Source organism: Halomonas alkalicola, assembly GCF_030704205.1.
Taxonomy (GTDB): Bacteria; Pseudomonadota; Gammaproteobacteria; order Pseudomonadales; family Halomonadaceae; genus Halomonas; species Halomonas alkalicola.
Genome location: NZ_CP131913.1, coordinates 1383448 through 1399736, shown reverse-complemented (window position 1 = coordinate 1399736; position 16289 = coordinate 1383448). Strand labels below are relative to the sequence as shown.

Annotated in this window: 20 protein-coding genes; 17 read left to right on the top strand and 3 right to left on the bottom strand. The window is 69.4% G+C overall.

The features are described 5' to 3' along the window. Positions 1-16 precede the first annotated feature (16 nt). The 11 genes from B6N23_RS06625 (at position 17) to rloA3 (ending at position 8801) form a co-directional block, all read left to right on the top strand. The gene (locus tag B6N23_RS06625; protein ID WP_110068511.1) at positions 17-364 is read left to right on the top strand and encodes a Na+/H+ antiporter subunit C; all 348 of its coding nucleotides are present in this window, start codon (positions 17-19) and stop codon (positions 362-364) included. Further along, complete coding sequence (locus B6N23_RS06620; RefSeq protein WP_110068512.1) at positions 361-1938, top strand: Na+/H+ antiporter subunit D; 1578 nt, start codon at positions 361-363, stop codon at positions 1936-1938. Before B6N23_RS06625 ends, B6N23_RS06620 begins: the two co-directional genes overlap by 4 nt. Then, positions 1935-2408, top strand: a complete 474-nt coding sequence (locus B6N23_RS06615; protein WP_305503072.1) for a Na+/H+ antiporter subunit E — start codon at positions 1935-1937, stop codon at positions 2406-2408. The genes B6N23_RS06620 and B6N23_RS06615 overlap by 4 nt, the downstream gene beginning before the upstream one ends. A 21-nt stretch (positions 2409-2429) precedes the next feature. Beyond that, positions 2430-2699, top strand: coding sequence for an MrpF/PhaF family protein (locus tag B6N23_RS06610; protein WP_110068514.1), 270 nt, complete (start codon positions 2430-2432; stop codon positions 2697-2699). Then, positions 2692-3096, top strand: a complete 405-nt coding sequence (gene mnhG / locus B6N23_RS06605; protein ID WP_110068515.1) for a monovalent cation/H(+) antiporter subunit G — start codon at positions 2692-2694, stop codon at positions 3094-3096. Before B6N23_RS06610 ends, mnhG begins: the two co-directional genes overlap by 8 nt. A 128-nt stretch (positions 3097-3224) precedes the next feature. Further along, positions 3225-3377: a DUF2256 domain-containing protein gene (locus B6N23_RS17040; protein WP_169959479.1), complete on the top strand. Its 153-nt coding sequence runs from the start codon at positions 3225-3227 to the stop codon at positions 3375-3377. After that, positions 3374-4768 (top strand): DASH family cryptochrome, encoded by a 1395-nt coding sequence (locus B6N23_RS06600; protein WP_305503054.1) that lies wholly within the window; start codon positions 3374-3376, stop codon positions 4766-4768. Before B6N23_RS17040 ends, B6N23_RS06600 begins: the two co-directional genes overlap by 4 nt. After that, a complete protein-coding gene (locus B6N23_RS06595; RefSeq protein ID WP_305503052.1) occupies positions 4761-6314 on the top strand; it encodes an FAD-binding domain-containing protein in 1554 nt (517 codons plus the stop codon). Before B6N23_RS06600 ends, B6N23_RS06595 begins: the two co-directional genes overlap by 8 nt. Beyond that, positions 6311-6766: a DUF3429 domain-containing protein gene (locus B6N23_RS06590; protein ID WP_305503050.1), complete on the top strand. Its 456-nt coding sequence runs from the start codon at positions 6311-6313 to the stop codon at positions 6764-6766. Before B6N23_RS06595 ends, B6N23_RS06590 begins: the two co-directional genes overlap by 4 nt. 69 nt (positions 6767-6835) lie before the next feature. After that, positions 6836-8107, top strand: a complete 1272-nt coding sequence (locus B6N23_RS06585) for a lytic murein transglycosylase (RefSeq protein ID WP_305503047.1) — start codon at positions 6836-6838, stop codon at positions 8105-8107. A 118-nt stretch (positions 8108-8225) separates the two neighbouring features. Continuing rightward, complete coding sequence (gene rloA3, locus B6N23_RS06580) at positions 8226-8801, top strand: retropepsin-like aspartic peptidase RloA3 (protein ID WP_379687952.1); 576 nt, start codon at positions 8226-8228, stop codon at positions 8799-8801. Positions 8802-8815: 14 nt separating this feature from the next. On the opposite strand, the gene B6N23_RS06575 is transcribed toward rloA3, so the two are convergent. Beyond that, positions 8816-9529: a 16S rRNA (uracil(1498)-N(3))-methyltransferase gene (locus B6N23_RS06575; protein WP_305503044.1), complete on the bottom strand. Its 714-nt coding sequence runs from the start codon at positions 9527-9529 to the stop codon at positions 8816-8818. 110 nt (positions 9530-9639) lie between these two features. Between B6N23_RS06575 and phaR the strand changes: the two genes are divergently transcribed. The 6 genes from phaR (at position 9640) to coq7 (ending at position 13983) form a co-directional block, all read left to right on the top strand. Further along, positions 9640-10092, top strand: a complete 453-nt coding sequence (gene phaR / locus B6N23_RS06570) for a polyhydroxyalkanoate synthesis repressor PhaR (RefSeq protein ID WP_305503042.1) — start codon at positions 9640-9642, stop codon at positions 10090-10092. Between the two features lie 88 nt (positions 10093-10180). Continuing rightward, positions 10181-11467: a phosphoribosylamine--glycine ligase gene (purD, locus tag B6N23_RS06565; protein WP_305503039.1), complete on the top strand. Its 1287-nt coding sequence runs from the start codon at positions 10181-10183 to the stop codon at positions 11465-11467. Positions 11468-11477: 10 nt separating this feature from the next. Beyond that, positions 11478-11918: an acyl-CoA thioesterase gene (locus B6N23_RS06560; RefSeq protein ID WP_305503037.1), complete on the top strand. Its 441-nt coding sequence runs from the start codon at positions 11478-11480 to the stop codon at positions 11916-11918. Next, positions 11918-12790, top strand: a complete 873-nt coding sequence (locus B6N23_RS06555) for a phosphoribulokinase (RefSeq protein WP_305503035.1) — start codon at positions 11918-11920, stop codon at positions 12788-12790. The genes B6N23_RS06560 and B6N23_RS06555 overlap by 1 nt, the downstream gene beginning before the upstream one ends. A 37-nt stretch (positions 12791-12827) precedes the next feature. Further along, positions 12828-13169 (top strand): histidine triad nucleotide-binding protein, encoded by a 342-nt coding sequence (locus tag B6N23_RS06550; RefSeq protein ID WP_119021932.1) that lies wholly within the window; start codon positions 12828-12830, stop codon positions 13167-13169. A gap of 169 nt (positions 13170-13338) precedes the next feature. Then, entirely contained in the window at positions 13339-13983 is a 645-nt protein-coding gene (gene coq7, locus B6N23_RS06545; protein ID WP_211620945.1) for a 2-polyprenyl-3-methyl-6-methoxy-1,4-benzoquinone monooxygenase, read from the top strand. Positions 13984-14149: 166 nt separating this feature from the next. Here coq7 and B6N23_RS06540 read toward each other — a convergent pair whose 3' ends face one another. Both B6N23_RS06540 and B6N23_RS06535 read right to left on the bottom strand, forming a co-directional pair. Next, positions 14150-14569 carry an OsmC family protein gene (locus B6N23_RS06540; RefSeq protein ID WP_119021930.1) on the bottom strand — a complete coding sequence of 140 codons (420 nt, stop codon included), beginning with the start codon at positions 14567-14569 and terminating at the stop codon, positions 14150-14152. A gap of 358 nt (positions 14570-14927) precedes the next feature. Further along, positions 14928-16283: an IS1182 family transposase gene (locus B6N23_RS06535; RefSeq protein ID WP_305503027.1), complete on the bottom strand. Its 1356-nt coding sequence runs from the start codon at positions 16281-16283 to the stop codon at positions 14928-14930. Between the last annotated feature and the right edge of the window lie 6 nt (positions 16284-16289).

Sequence of the window (16289 nt, the reverse complement as noted above, 5' to 3'; positions counted from 1 at the left end):
GGACAGGAGATGCCCCATGGAACCCGTGATGGCGCTGGCCATCGGCATGATGTATGCCGCCGCGATCTTCCTGATGCTGCGTCGCTCCATCGTCAAGCTGGTGATCGGGCTGATGCTGCTGTCGAACGCCGCCAACCTGCTGATCTTCACCTCGGCGGGCATGACCCGCGGGGCGCCGCCGCTGATTCCCGAGGGCATGCTGGCGCCCGCCGGGGCGGTGGCCGACCCGCTGCCCCAGGCGGTGGTGCTGACCGCCATCGTGATCGCCTTCGGCGTGCTCGCCTTCGCCGTGGTGCTGATTCGCCGGGCCTACGAGATCGTCAAGGCCGATGACCTGGACAAGATGAAGGATACCGACACGTGAGGCCCGAAGTCGCACTTCCCGTCCTCCTGCCGCTGCTGTCGGGCGCCATCTCGCTGCTCTTCTGGCGCTCGCGGCCCATGCAACGCTTCACCGCCGTGGCCGGCAACCTGGCCCTGCTGGTGGTCTCGCTGTGGCTGTTCACCTCGGTGCACCAGGATGGCTACGTGACCATCCAGATGGGGGGCTGGGAGGCCCCCTATGGCATCACCCTGGTGGCCGACATGCTCAGCGCGGTGATGATCGTGCTCACCGCCCTGATCGGCCTGGCGCTGGCCGTCTACTCGCTGGCCTCCACCGGGCCGGATCACGAGAAGTTCGGCTACTACCCGCTGATGCACCTGCTGCTGGCCGGGGTCGCCGGTGCCTTCCTCACCGGCGACATCTTCAACCTCTACGTCTGGTTCGAGGTGATGCTGGTGGCGAGCTTCGCGCTGCTGATCCTCGGCGGCGAGAAGGCCCAGATGGAGGGGGCGATCAAGTACGTGACCCTCAACCTGCTGGCCTCGGTGATCTTCCTGACCGCCATCGGCCTGACCTACGGCATGGTAGGCACCCTCAACATGGCCGACATCGCCCTGCGCCTCCACGAGGCGGAGCACCAGGGCATGGTGGAGGTGCTGGCGGTGATGTTCATGGTGGCCTTCGGCATCAAGGCGGCGGCCTTCCCGCTGTTCTTCTGGCTGCCGGCCTCCTACCACACGCCGCCGGTGGCGGTGTCGGCGCTGTTCGCCGGCCTGCTCACCAAGGTGGGGGTCTACTCGCTGTTCCGGGTCTTCACCCTGATGTTCGACGAGACCCTGGACTACACTCAGGACCTGCTGATCTGGGGCGCGGCCCTGACCATGGTCACCGGGGTGCTGGGGGCGGCGGCCCAGTACGAGTTCCGCCGCATCCTGTCGTTCCATATCGTCAGCCAGATCGGCTACATGATCCTGGGCCTGGCGCTCTACACGCCCCTGGCGATCGCCGGCGGCATCTTCGCGGTGATGCACAACATCGTGGTCAAGACCAACCTCTTCCTGATCAGCGGCATCACCCGGCGCCTGCAGGGCACCTACCAGCTCAAGAAGATGGGCGGGCTCTACAAGGAGCGCCCCTGGCTCGCCGTGGCCTTCTTCCTCTCCGCCTTCTCCCTGGCCGGCATCCCGCCGCTGTCGGGCTTCTTCGCCAAGTTCGTGATCGTGCGCGCCGGCATCGAGGCCGAGGCCTACGTGGTCACCGGCATCGCCCTGGCGGTGGGCTTGATGACCCTCTACTCCATGGTCAAGATCTGGAACGAGGTGTTCTGGAAGGCGCTGCCCGAGGAGAACCTGGTGCCCGAGCAGGAGACCGTGGTGGGCGACGATGGCCGCATGGTCAAGCCCAGCCTGTGGCTGATGACCCTGCCGGTGGGGGTGCTGGCGGCGCTGTCGCTTTTGATCGGCGTCTTCGCCGAGCCGCTGATGGGCCTGATGAACACCATCGGCGAGCAGCTGATGAACCCCCAGGGCTACATCGAGGCCGTGCTGGGCGGTAACGTGGATGTCAGCGAGGCCCTCATCGAGGCGCCGGCAAGCGAGGAGGCAAGCCCATGACCGGAGCCATCTGGAACCTGCTGCTGGCCCTGGCCTGGGTCGTGCTGAGCGGCGACTTCACCGGCCTCAACCTGGTGGTGGGGCTGGTGTTCGGCTTCATCGCCCTGGTGCTGATCGAGCCCCAGGTGGAGGCCCTGCAGGGCTATCCCGCGCGTATCCCGAGGATCCTGGGCTTCATCGGCTTCTTCATCAAGGAGCTCTTGATGGCCAACCTCAAGGTGGCCTTCGACATCCTGACCCCGCCCTGGCACATGAAGCCCGGGGTGATCGCCATGCCCCTGGAGGCGCGTACCGAGCTCGAGATCACCATGGTGGCGAACCTGATCTCCCTGACCCCCGGCACCCTGAGCCTGGACGTCTCCGACGACCGCAAGGTGCTCTACATCCACGCCATGTTCCTCGACGATGAGGAGGAGCTGCGCCGCAACCTCAAGGAAATGGAATACCGTGCCCTGGAACTGTTTCGCTGAGCCTGGCCGCGAGGTACCCGCATGGATATCGTGATACTGATCAGCCAGGTCATCATGAGCCTCGCCCTGATCCTCTGCTTCGTGCGCGTGGTGCGCGGGCCGAGCCTGCCCGACCGGGTGGTGGCCCTGGAGCTCTTCGCCAGCATCGTCGTGGGCCTGGTGGGCGTCTACGCCATCAAGTCCGACGTCTCGAGCTTCATCGATGCGGCCATCGTCATCGCCCTGATGGGCTTCCTGGCCGCCATCGGTTTCGCCCGCTTCCTGGAACGTGGAGGACCGCGCGATGATTGAGTTCATCAAGGGCACCTTCGTCATCGCCGGCGCCCTGCTGATGCTGCTGGCGTCGCTGGGCATCCTGCGCCTGCCCGACCTGTTGACCCGCATGCACGCCACCACCAAGGCCGCGGCCCTGGGGGTGATCCTGGTCATGCTGGCGGTGGCGATGCACTTCGCCGAGGTGGGGGTGGCGGCTCGCGCCTTCGCCATCATCGTCTTCATCCTGATGACCGCCCCGGTGGCGGCCCACATCATCGGCCGAGCCGGCTACTTCGTGGGTTCCAAGCTGTGGAGCGGCACGGTCAAGGATGAGCTGCGTCCCAACTATGACCCGCTCACCCACGAGCTGAAGAGCGGCCACGAGACCGAGGCCAACGCCCGGCGCGAGCCGAAGGAGAGCGACCCCTCCTGATCCATGCTGACGCTGCCCGTCGAAGGCCGCCTCCGGGCGGCCTTCTGCCGTGAGGAGGGCAGGCGGGCTTTAAGTTATACACTTGTTGTACGATAATGAGGCTCTGTCCATGAAGATGGGGCCCCATCGTGCACCTCAAACCTCACCTGCCCAGCAAGACCTGCGGCCACTGCCAACGACCCTTTGCCTGGCGACGCAAGTGGGCGCGCTGCTGGGCGGAGGTGCGCTTCTGCAGCGAGCGCTGCCGCCGCGAGGCGCGCCGCGCGGGGAGGGCCACATGAGCCTGACCCTTGCCTGGCTGCGCCACGACCTGCGTCTCGCCGACAACCCCCTGTTCCAGTTCGAGACCCCGCCCGAGCAGCTGCTCTGCGTCTACGTGCTCGATCGGGCCTGGCTGGAGACCCTGCCTGGCCTCGAGGCGGCGCGCATCGGGCCGGCCCGGCTGCGGTTCCTGTGGGAGAGCCTGATCGCCCTGCGTGGGGAGCTGCTCAGGCGCGGCAGCGACCTGCTGGTGCGGGTGGGCGACCCGGTGATGGTGGTCGCCGAGCTCGCCGACCGGCACGGGGCCAGTCAGGTGCGGGTTCGCCGCGATGCCGGGCGGGACGAGGCCCAGCAGGTACACCGGCTGGCCGAGCGCCTGGGGGAGGGCGTCGCGCTGTGCCAGCCCGACAGCGGGCTGCTGCTGGACGAGGCGAGCCTGCCGGTCCCGGTGGCGGCCCTGCCGGGGAGCTTCTCGGCCTTTCGCCGCAGGGTGGAGCGTGCCGGGGCGGTGTCGGCGGCGCTGCCGGCCCCCGTGACCCTGCCGCCCTGGCCCGAGGCGGCCCCCCGCGGCTTCCCGCCCCTGGGCAAGGTGTGCAGCCGGGCGGCGTCCTGGACCCCCGACAAGCGTACGGCCTATCGCTTCGTCGGCGGCGAGGCCGAGGGGCTGGCGCGCTTGGATCACTACCTGTGGCAAAGCGGTGCCGTGGCTCGCTACAAGCAGACGCGTAACGGTCTGCTGGGCGCCGACTTCTCCACCCGGTTCTCGGCCTGGCTGGCCCACGGCTGCCTGTCGGCGCGCCAGGTGCACGATGCGGTGCGAGCCTGGGAGGCCCGGCATGGTGCCAATGAGTCGAGCGGCTGGGTCATCTTCGAGCTGCTATGGCGGGACTATTTTCACTGGGCGGCCCGCCAGGAGGGGGCGGCGCTCTTCGGCCCCCGCAGGCTTCCCCCGAGGAGTGACGCCTTCCGGGCCTGGTGCGAGGGGGGCACCGGGATGCCCTTCATCGACGCGGCCATGCGCGAGCTCGCCGCCACCGGCTGGCTCTCCAACCGGGCTCGCCAGAACGTGGCCAGCTACCTGGTCCATGAGCTCGGCGTCGACTGGCGGCTGGGTGCGGCCTGGTTCGAGCATGCGCTGATCGACTTCGATGTGTCCAGCAACTGGGGCAACTGGCGCTATGTGGCCGGCGTCGGGCGTGACCCCCGCGGGCACCGTTTCGATGTGCTCTGGCAGGCCGCGCGCTACGATCCCGACGGGGCCTACGTGGCGCACTGGCTGCCCGAGATCGCCGTGCTGCCCCCGGGCAGCGGCCGGCATCGTCCCTGGACGGTGGCGCCCGAGCACTTTGCACTCCCCCTTCCGGAGGCGCCCGGCCAGGGGGGACAGGCAGGAGCGCGCCAGAGTGGCTGAGGCGCCCGTCCAGCTGGTGTGGTTCAAGCGCGACCTGCGCAGCCACGACCACCGGCCCCTCGCCGAGGCCTGCGCCGCGGGGCCCGTGCTGCCGCTCTACGTGATCGAGCCGTCGCTCTGGCAGCAGCCCGACAGCGCCCAGCGCCACTGGGACTTCATCGCCGAGAGCCTCGAGGCGCTGGCCGATGCCCTGGCCGAGTTCGGCCTGCCGCTCTGCGTGCTGGAGGGCGAGGCGGTCGAGGTGCTGGAGCGCGTGGTCGCCCTCCTTGGCCCCTGCGTGCTGCGCTCCCACCAGGAGACCGGCAACGCCTGGAGCTTTGCCCGCGACCTCGCGGTGGCCGACTGGTGCCGGCGGCGGGGTGTGCCCTGGCACGAGACCCGCCAGCACGGCGTGATCCGCGGGCTGGGGCATCGCCGCGGCTGGGCGACCCAGTGGGAGGCGCTGATGGCCGAGCCACTGGCGGCCCCGCGCCCGGCCCGCTCACCCGAGGGGGGGCAGCGACTGGCACCGCTGCCCCGCACGTACTGGCGGGCCCAGCGGCTCGGTGCGGGCCGCGAGTCCTGCCCGGGGCGCCAGGCCGGAGGCCGGCTCGCGGGGCTCGACGCCTGGCACTCCTTCCTGGCGGGGCGAGGGGTGCGCTTCCACCGGGACATCGGCAGCCCCGACCGCGCCCGTCGTGCCGGCTCCCGGCTATCGCCCCACCTCGCCTGGGGCACGCTCTCCCTGCGCGAGGTGGTGCAGGGGCTGCGCCGGGCCAGGGGCGAGCGGCGCGGCGATGCTGAGTGGTCTCGGGCCCTGGCCGCCCTGGAGTCGCGGCTGCACTGGCACTGCCACTTCATCCAGAAGCTGGAGAGCGAGCCCGCGCTGGAGCAGCGCACCCTGCACCCCGCCCTGCGCGGGCTGCGCGAGACACCCGCCCCCGAGCGGCTGGCCGCCTGGTGCGAGGGGCGAACCGGCGTGCCCCTGGTGGATGCCTGCATGATCTCCCTGCGGGAGACCGGCTGGCTCAATTTCCGCATGCGCTCCATGCTGGTCTCCTTCGCCACCTTCGGGCTGGGGCTGCCATGGCGTGACCCGGCCCTGCACCTGTCGCGGCTCTTCGTCGACTACGAACCCGGCATCCACTATTCCCAGGTGCAGATGCAGGCGGGGCTCACCGGCACCAACGCCCTGCGGGTCTACAACCCTCTCAAGCAGGCCGCGGAGCGCGACCCCGAGGGACGCTTCGTGGCACGCTGGCTGCCCGCCCTGGCGGGGCTGCCATCGACCTGGCGACACCGTCCCTGGGCCCTGCCGGCCGCCGAGCGTGCCGCCCTGAACTTCCACCCGGGGCGGGACTACCCGCGGCCGATCCATGACTTCGAGGCGGAGGCGCGACGCTGGAAGCGCGAGCTCCACGCCGCCCGCCGCGCCCCCGGGGCGCACGAGGCCAGCGAGGCGCTGCTGGAGCGGCTCGCCAGCCGCCGGCCCGGGCGGCGCCCCGGCACGCCGGCCGCCTCGCCCCAGCTCTCGCTCTTTTCGGAACCCGACCAGGAGACGCCATGACTGCCGCTCGCCTTCCTCGACTTCCCCTTGGCCTCGGTCTCGCCGGGCTGCTCCCGTTCCTCGCGTTGGCGGGGAGTGCCTGGCTGGCGCCGCTGGCCTGGCAGCTTGTGGCCATTCCGGCCTTCCTCACCTACAGCGCCGTGATCCTCTCCTTCCTGGGCGGGGTGCAGTGGGGCGTGGCGATGTCCCTGGAGCCGGACGACAGCGCCGGCTTCCGGAGGCGGCTGGCCCTGAGCATGGCGCCGAGCCTGATCGCCTGGCCGGCGCTGCTGCTGCACCCGGCCACCGGGGCCTGGGTGCTGATCGCCGGTTTCCTGGTGGTGCGCCTGCACGAGTGCGGCAGGACGAGCCGCGAGCTGCTGCCCACCTGGTACCAGTCGCTGCGCACCCTGCTGACCGTGGTGGTGGTGGCCTGCCACGGGCTGGTGATCTGGCGCCTCGCCGGCGGCTAGGGGGGTGGTGGTGGTGCCGTTTCTGCGCGATGATCGGCGCAATGCCATGCCATGGAGAGCGCAAGCGTGATGAAACGGACACTGACCCTCGGCCTGATGCTGGGCCTGCTTGCCGGCTGCCAGAGCGGCCCGGCCCGGGACGCCCAGGCGGCGGATGAGCCTGCCGCCGACGCCACCCCGACGGCGGCCGAGGCGACCGCCAGCGAGGCCGAGCCGGCCCCGCCTGCCAACTTCGACGCCTGGCGCGCCCAGTTCCGCCGGGAGGCCCGCCAGGAAGGCATCTCCGAGGCGACCCTGGCGCGGGCCCTGGACGGTGTCCGCTACCGGCCGCGGGTGATCGAGCTGGACCGCTCACAGCCGGAGTTCGTGCGTCCCATCTGGCAGTATCTGGACAGCGCCGTCTCCGCCCAGCGGGTCACCCAGGGGCGCGCCAAGCTGGCCGAGCATCGCGACACCGCGCGGCGCATGGAGCAGCGCTACGGCGTGCCCGCCGAGGTGGTCGTGGCGATCTGGGGCATCGAGAGCAACTACGGCGGCAACTTCGGCAGCTTCTCGACCCTCGACGCGCTCTCCACCCTGGCCTTCGACGGTCGCCGTCGCGACTTCGCCCGCGGCGAGCTGCTCGCCGCCCTGCGCATCATCGAGGCCGGCGACATCGCCCCGGATCGCATGGTCGGCTCCTGGGCCGGCGCCATGGGCCACACCCAGTTCATTCCCTCGAGCTTCGAGGCCTACGCCCTGGACGGCGACGGCGACGGACGCCGCGACATCTGGGGCAGCATTCCCGACGTCATGGCCTCCACCGCCAACTACCTGGCTCGGGCCGGATGGGTCACGGGCCAGCCCTGGGGCGTGGAGGTCGTGCTTCCGGACGACTTCGACTACGCCCGGGCGGAGCTCGCCAACCGGCGCTCGGCCCGGGAGTGGGCCGACCTCGGCGTGCGCCCGCTCGGCGGCGGTCGCCTGCCCGACTTCGACGCGGCCTCGGTGATCGTGCCCGCCGGGGCCCGCGGCCCGGCCTTCCTGGTGGGTCCCAACTACCGGGCGATCCTGCGTTACAACAACGCCACCAGCTATGCCCTGGCGGTGGGGTCCCTGGCCGACCAGATCGCCGGCCGCGGCGGCATCCAGGCCGGCTGGCCCCGGGATGAGCAGCCGCTGAGCCGTGATCAGGTGCGCGAGATGCAGCGCTCGCTCAACGCCCGCGGTTTCGATGTGGGAACCCCGGACGGCATCATGGGCCCCAACACCCAGCGCGGGCTGCGGGCCTACCAGCAGTCGATCGGCGTCACGCCGGATGGCTTCGCCACCCTGCGGCTGCTGGAGCGCCTCCAGCGGTGAGGGCGGCTGACGCACCGGGCCTGCCGCCCGGTGCGTCAGGCGGGGAACCCTCGGCTCTCTGTGCGGTCCATTTGCACGTTTTGTGCATTTTCTCTCTGCCCCTGAAAGGAGATCACCCATGGATTTCGCTGCCTCGACGCGCCGCATGGTGCGCCCCCTCGCCCTGGCTGCCGGGCTCCTGGCCGGCATGGCCCAGGCCGGCGCCGACGACAAGGTGTTCGGCTGGGTCGAGCGCGCCACCATCGAACCCTGGGGCGTGGCGGTGAAGGCCAAGCTGGACAGCGGGGCGCTGACCTCGTCGCTGGATGCCCGGGAGATCGAGACCTTCGAGCGCGACGGCGAGGATTGGGTGAGCTTCCGGCTCAAGCTGGAGGATACCGCCAGCGGCGAGGCCTTCACCGAAGAGCTCGAGCTGCCGCTCTATCGCGACCTGCGCGTGCGCGGGGCCGGGGGGCGCGACGAGCGGCCGGTGGTGCTGATGAAGGTCTGCCTGGGTGATACTGTCTATGAGGAGCAGTTCAGCCTGCGTGACCGCGAGGAGATGAACTATCCGCTGCTGCTGGGGCGGCGCACCATCTCCCACCTGGGTCTGCTGGACGTGCGCGAGACCTTCATGCAGCGCCCGAACTGCAGCGAGGAGTCACCGCTTCTCGAGCATGAGCCCGACGAGATGGGCGAGGGCCACGACGGCTGACGCCACCCCCCGGGTCAGAACAGCCGGGCCAGCAGGGCGGTCACCGCGGTCTCCACGCGCAGGATGCGCGGCCCCAGGTGGATGCCCTCGCAGCCCGCCTCGAGCAGCTTCTCCACCTCCCAGGGAATGAACCCGCCCTCCGGCCCCACCAGCAGCAGGGTGGGGTCGTCTATCCCCCGCGGGCAGGCCTGGGCCATGCCGGGGTGGGCCAGCAGGCCGCGCCGCCCCTCGAGCAGGCCGGGCAGGCGCTCCTCCACGAAGGGGCGAAAGCCCTTCTCCAGGGTGACCGTGGGCAGCAGGGTGTCGCGGGCCTGTTCGAGCCCCAGCACCAGGTGCTGGTGGATCTTCTCCGCGGCCAGCTCCGGCGACTGCCAGTAGCTCTTCTCCACCCGGCGGGTGTGCAGCAGGGTGATCGCCTTCACGCCCAGCGCGGTGGCATGCTCCAGGCTTCTCGCCAGCATGCGCGGCCGCGGCAGGGCCAGCACCAGGTGTACCGGCAGGGCCGGGGGCGGCGGCTGGTCGAGGCCGTCCAGGCGGAAGGTGGCTTCCCGGTCGTCGAGGGCGAGCAGCTCGCCCTGGCCGATGCCGCCACCCAGTACCCCCAGCGTCAGGCGGTCGCCCGGCGTGGCGCGATGCACCTCGCGCAGGTGGCGCAGTCGGCGCGGGTCGGTAACCCGGGCCAGGCGGTGGTTCTCGATATCCTCCGGAGCAAGCAGGATCAGGTTCATCGGTGCCTCGCGTTGGCGGCAATGTCGTGCATGGCCTTGCATGGATGGTGTCGCGGTGCACAATAGCCGTACAGGGGTACATACCCCCACATCGACCGAGGAGCAGCGCCGTGCGCGCGATTCGCAAGTATGCCAACCGCAGGCTCTATGATACCGAACAGAGCCGCTATGTGACCCTCGAGGATCTGCGCCAGCTGGTGCTCGATGACGTGCCCTTCCGCGTCGAGGACGCCAAGAGCGGCGAGGACCTGACGCGCACCATCCTGCTGTCGATCATCATCGAGCAGGAGCAGGCCGACGGCGATGCCGAGGTGTTCTCCAACGACCTGCTGGCCCAGTTCATCCGCGTCTACGATATGGCCCAGCCGCTGCCCCTGGCCCGCTATCTTGAGCAGGGGACCCGGCTGATGATGGAGCAGCAGCAGCGCATGCAGGATCAGTGGCAGCAGGCCATGCGCCACTCGCCCCTGGAGCTGATGCGCGAGCTGGCCGAGGAGAACATGAAGTTCTGGCAGCAGACCATCGGCCAGGCCGGCGGCAAGAACGATGATGAGACGAAGTGAGGCCCGGGCGAAGGCGCACGCTTTCTGACATAATGCCGCCTCGTTACGGCTCGTCGAGCTTTCGATTCGCAGAATGCAGGTGGAACGAATGAAGGTGCTGATCATCGGCGGCGGTGGCCGCGAACATGCCCTGGCCTGGAAGGTCGCCCAGTCGCCCCTGGTGGCCCAGGTCTTCGTGGCGCCCGGCAATGCTGGAACCGCCCGGGAGGCCGGCCTGGCCAACGTCGACATCGCGGTGGATGACCTCGACGGCCTGGTGGCCTTCGCCCGGGACGAGGGCATCGACCTGACCATCGTCGGTCCCGAGGCGCCGCTGGTGGTCGGTGTGGTCGATCGCTTCCGCGAGGCGGGCCTGGCGATCTTCGGCCCCACGGCCGGCGCCGCCCAGCTCGAGGGCTCCAAGTCCTTCACCAAGGACTTCCTGGCCCGCCACGCCATTCCCACCGCCGACTACCGCACCTTCACCGAGGTGGCGCCGGCGCTTGCGTACCTCGCCGAGCAGGGCGCCCCCATTGTCATCAAGGCCGACGGCCTGGCCGCCGGCAAGGGCGTGATCGTGGCCATGACCCTCGACGAGGCCGAGGCAGCGGTGCGCGACATGCTGGAGGCCAACGCCTTCGGCGACGCCGGCGCGCGGGTGGTGATCGAGGAGTTCCTCGACGGCGAGGAGGCCAGCTTCATCGTCATGGTGGACGGCGAGACCGTGCTGCCCATGGCCACCAGCCAGGACCACAAGCGGGTGGGCGAGGGCGACACCGGCCCCAACACCGGGGGCATGGGCGCCTACTCCCCGGCCCCCGTGGTCACCGACGAGGTGCATCGCCGCATCATGGAGCGGGTGATCCTGCCCACCGTGAAGGGCATGGCGGCCGAGGGGCACCCCTACACCGGCTTCCTCTACGCGGGGCTGATGATGGACGCCGAGGGCAACCCCAAGGTGATCGAGTACAACTGCCGCTTCGGTGACCCCGAGACCCAGCCGATCATGCTGCGCCTCGTGTCCGACCTCGCCGAACTCTGCCTGGCCGGCGCCACCGGTGCGCTTGCCGGCAAGGCGTGCGACTGGGATCCCCGCGCCGCGGTGGGCGTGGTGCTGGCCGCCGGCGGCTATCCCGGCAGCTACCGCAAGGGCGATGTGATCGAGGGCATCGAGGCCGCCGAGGCCACCGGCTGCAAGGTCTTCCATGCCGGCACGGCGGAGCAGGACGGCCAGCTTGTCACCGCCGGCGGGCGGGTGCTCTGCGTCACCGCCCTGGGCGAGGGGGTCTCGGCCGCGGCCGAGCAGGCCTACCGCGGCGTCGACGCCATCCGCTGGGAAGGCGTGCTCTGCCGTCGCGACATTGCCTACCGGGCCATTGCCCGGGAGGGTGTTTAAGGAGGTGCCCATGGAGCGCGCCAGGCTCGAGTTTCCCGAGACGGCCATCGTGCACCGTCATCCGCTGACGGTGCGCGTCACCGACATGAACTACGGCCGCCATCTGGGCCATGACACTCTGGTGTCGCTGCTCCACGAGGCGAGGATCCAGGCCTTCGGTGCCCTGGGCCTCACCGAGTGGGACCTCGGCGGCTACCCGAGCGTGGTGGCGGACCTCGCCGTGCAGTACCAGTCCGAGGCGCGCTGGCCCGATGCCCTGGTCGTGGAGACGGCGATCCCGACCCCCGTCGGGCGGGCGATCACCGTCTACCACCGCGTGCGCCACGCCGAGGGCGGCCGCCCCGTGGCCACCGCCCGGCTCAACGTGATGCTGGTCGACCCGGCCACCGGGCGCCCGGTGGCGGTGCCCGAGGCCGTGGTCGCGGCGCTTGCCGGAGCAGGGGGCGCCTGATGTCCCGCGAATATCCGATCATCGCCGTGACCGGCTCCTCCGGGGCCGGCACCACCACGGTCAAGCGTTCCTTCGAGCGCATGTTCGCCCGCGAGGACGTCCATGCCGCCGTGGTCGACGGCGACGCCTTCCATCGCTATACCCGGGAGGAGCTGGCGCGGATCTTCCGCGAGGAGCCCGAGCGCAAGGACGAGCTCTCTCCCTTCGCCGTGGAGGCCAACCTGCTCGACGAGCTCGAGGCGCTGTTCCAGGAGTACGGCGAGCAGGGCAGTGGCACCTATCGCCACTATATCCACGCCGAGGACAAGCGGATGATCGAGGCCGGCTACCGGGTCGGCACCTTCACCGAGTGGCAGCCGCTGCCCTACGGCACCGACCTGCTCTTCTACGAGGGGCTCCACGGCGGCCTGGTGACGCCCGAACACGACATCGCTCGCCATGTGGATCTGCTGGTGGGGGTGGCGCCCACCATCAACCTGGAGTGGATCCAGAAGATCGTGCGCGACACCAAGCTGCGCGGCCACTCCCAGGAGGCGGTGATCGACACCATCCTCGGGCGCATGGACGACAACGTGCGCTACATCCAGCCGCAGTTCTCGCGCACCCACATCAATTTCCAGCGAGTCCCCACGGTGGATACCTCCAACCCCTTCGAGGTGCAGGATATCCCCACCGATGCCGAGTCCTTCGCGGTGATCCGCTTCCGCGATCCCGCCACCGTGGACTTTCCCTACCTGCTGGCGATGATTCCGGATTCCTTCATGAGCCGTCCCCATACCCTGGTGGTGCCAGGGGCGCGGGTGTCGCTGGCCATGGAGCTGATCCTCGCGCCGCTGGTGCGCCACCTGCTGGCCCAGCGCCGCTTCCGCTGAGCCCCACCCTCCAGAGCTCCGACCAGGGAGAGACGCCATGGCCTGCCTGTTCTGCCGGATCGTCAACCGCGAGATCCCCGCCACCATCGTCTTCGAGGACGACGAGGTGCTGGCCTTCGAGGACATCGCTCCCCAGGCCCCGACCCACCTGCTGGTGATCCCCAAGCGCCATATCGCCACCCTCAACGACCTCGACGAGGGCGACCGCGCCCTGGTCGGCCGGCTGCCCATCGTGGCCGCCGGGCTGGCCCGCGAGCGGGGCTTCCATGAGGCGGGCTACCGGGTGGTGATGAACTGCAATGACGACGGCGGCCAGACGGTCTACCATATTCATATGCACCTGATGGGCGGTCGACGCTTCACTTGGCCGGCTGGCTAGCCGGCGCCCTGCGGGCAACCGCGCAAGCCCAGGCGTTCGACGCATCGGGTGCAGCTTCTTTCGACGCCACCGCCAGGTGGCGTCGGCCGTTCAGGGCGGTGCTTCAGGCGGCAGGGGCCCTCGGCTACAATGGGGCATCCATTCCGGACCGAGGCGCGAAGAGATCGTCATGAACCGCAAGCTCTCTCCCAGCGACAACCTGATCCACCAGTTCGATACCGTGCTGCGCACCCTGGTGCCCCATGCCGCCCAGGCGTCACGGCCGTCTCCGGCGACCCCCGAGGTGCAGGATGCGCCCATGGACGAGGAGGAGCGCCGCCATGCGGCCGGGCTGATGCGCATCAACCACACCGGCGAGGTGTGCGCCCAGGCGCTCTACCAGGGCCAGGGGTTGACCGCCAAGTTGCCCGATGTGCGTGACCAGATGGAGGAGGCGGCCAGGGAGGAGATCGACCACCTGGCCTGGTGCGACGAGCGGCTCCAGGAGCTGCACGACCGCCCCAGCCTGCTCAACCCGCTCTTCTATGCCGCCTCCTTCGGCATTGGCGCGGTGGCCGGGGCCGTGGGCGACCGGGTGAGCCTCGGCTTCGTGGCCGCCACCGAGGAGCAGGTGGGCCGCCATCTGGAGGACCACCTGGTGAAGCTGCCGGCGGGGGATCAGCGCTCCCGGGCGGTGCTGCGCCAGATGGCCATCGATGAGGCCCACCACGCCCAGCTGGCGCTGGAGGCCGGTGGCGCCCGCTTCCCCGCCCCGGTCAAGTTCGGCATGACGCTGATGTCCAAGGTGATGACCAAGAGCGTCTATCGGGTCTAGGCGCCGAGCGCCAGGAACCAAGGATCAAGGGCCACGATTCAGCGGGAGGCGCCGGTGGTAGGCCGAAGAGGAGGTCTGAGGACCAGGGATGGCCGAAGTAGCGTACAAGGATGTATTCACAGCGCCTCCTCGCAGGCCTACTTCCGGATCAGCCTCCTGCGCAGGCTTATTCCTCAACAATGGTATAAGAGTGCGTCACCTCGACGCCGCCCTTCACCAGCATGATGGAGGCGCTGCAGTACTTCTCCGCGGAGAGCTCCACGGCGCGCTGCACCTGCTTCTCCTTCAGCCCCTTGCCGGTGACGGTGAAGTGCACGTGGATCTTCGTGAAGACGCTGGGCACGTCATCGGCGCGCTCCGCCTCCAGGCTCGCCACGCAGTCGCTCACCGGGGCGCGGGACTTCTCGAGGATCTCCAGCACGTCGAAGGAGGTGCAGGCGCCCAGGCCCATCAGCAGCATCTCCATGGGGCGCGGGCCGGTGTTGCGGCCGCCGTGGTCGGGCGGGCCGTCGATCACCACGCTGTGGCCGCTGCCGCTTTCGGCAACGAACTGACGTCCATCGGTCCATTTCACGCTGGCTTTCATGATTCTTGATTCCTTCTCGATTGTCGGGAAATCGCGGCAGCATAGCAGTCGTTGCTAAGCCCCGCACATCGCTCAAGGCTGTTCCGGCGACAGGCCTGTTCGGGGGCGCTGTAAATACTTCCCTGTACGCTACCGATGCCATCCCTGGCATAGGACCCCCTCTCAGACCTGCCCCCGGCGCCTCTCGCTCTAGCAGTCTGTCGGTTTAGAGGGGCATGAAGCGTAGAAGCAACGTCCCCTCTCTGGTTTCTTCGCAGGGTAGTCGGTCATGTGGCGGGAGAGTCGCTGTTGGCCCTCCCTGCCTCGCCTTGCACCGCTCCTGACCCCGGTGACGCGCTACCCGGTGAGGGATCTCCCCTCATCCGGCAGCCAGGCGGTGCATTCGCTTGATGTTCCAGGCCAGGGTGGCCAGTCGCCACTCGCCGCTGACCTTGTCCAGGCCACGCAGCGAGAACTGCCGGAACCCCATCACGTGCTTGATGATGCCGAAGACCGGTTCCACCGTATGCTTGCGCAGCGCATACAGGGCGCGTCCCGCCCGGGTCTTCAGGCGGTGCGCCATCTGCTCGACGGGATCCTCACTCGCCGGGGCGGGCGGATCCGCCGCGAAGCGCTCGAACACGGGGAGATGATGGACATCGCGCTTCATGGCCAGCAGCGGTTCGATGCCATGGGCCTGGCAGGCATCGACATTGGCCGCACTGAAGTAGCCCGTGTCGGCCAGCAGGCAACTGGGGCGCCCCAACGCCTCGGGGTAGCCCTGCCATGCGGTCAGTAACGGCATGACCTGCTGCTTGTCGTTGGTCGCCTGGGTGACATGCACGTGGGTGACCAGCAGGGTGTCGGTATCGACGGCCGCCTGGGCGTTGTAGCACTGATCGAAGGCCTTGCCGGTGACCGGCATGATGCGTGATTGTGGGTCGGTGAGGTTGACCTGATCCTTGTCGCGGGGGCCGCCCGTCGGTGGCTCGGGATCCCGCCCCCGAGGCGTCTTGCCGGCCTTCCGCTGCGCCTCACGGCGCGCCACCTTTTCCTGGTAGGCGGCTTGTTCGACGGCGTCTCGCTCCTCGGCCCGCGCCTCGATCTTGGCCTTGGCCTCGGCGATCGCCGCCAGGCGCTGTTCGCGACGGGCAATCTCCGCCGGGATGTCCATGCCATCGGCGGCGTCATCCCGATCCGCGGACTCGGCCCGTTGGGTCAGCGCCTTCACCTCGGCCTTGAACTGAGCCTCCAGCTTCTTGGCATGGCCGTACGACAGCGCCCTATGCTTGCTGGCGTTGGCCTTGAGCTTGGTGCCATCCAGCGCGATGGTGCCGAGCTTGAGCAGCTTCATCTCGCGGGCCAGCAAGAGCACCTGGACGAACAGTTGCTCCAGTTCGGGCAGGAAGCGCCGCCGGAAGGTGGCCAGGGTGTCGTGGTCGGGATGGGTGTTGGCGGCCAGGTAGCGGAACGCCACCGAGTCATAGGTGGCCCGCTCGATCTTGCGGCTGGAATACACCCCGGTGGCATAGCCATAGACCAGCAGACTCAGCAGCACCGCCGGGTGATGGGCCTTATGCCCCCGGCCGGCGTACCGCCGCGTCAACGCCGAGAGGTCCAGCTGCTCGACAACATCCACCACGAAGCGCGCCAGGTGGTCATCGGGCAACCACTCGTCCACGGAAGGCGGCAGAAGATAATCGGTCTGGCGGTCAACGGGGATGAAGCGGCTCATGGCGAC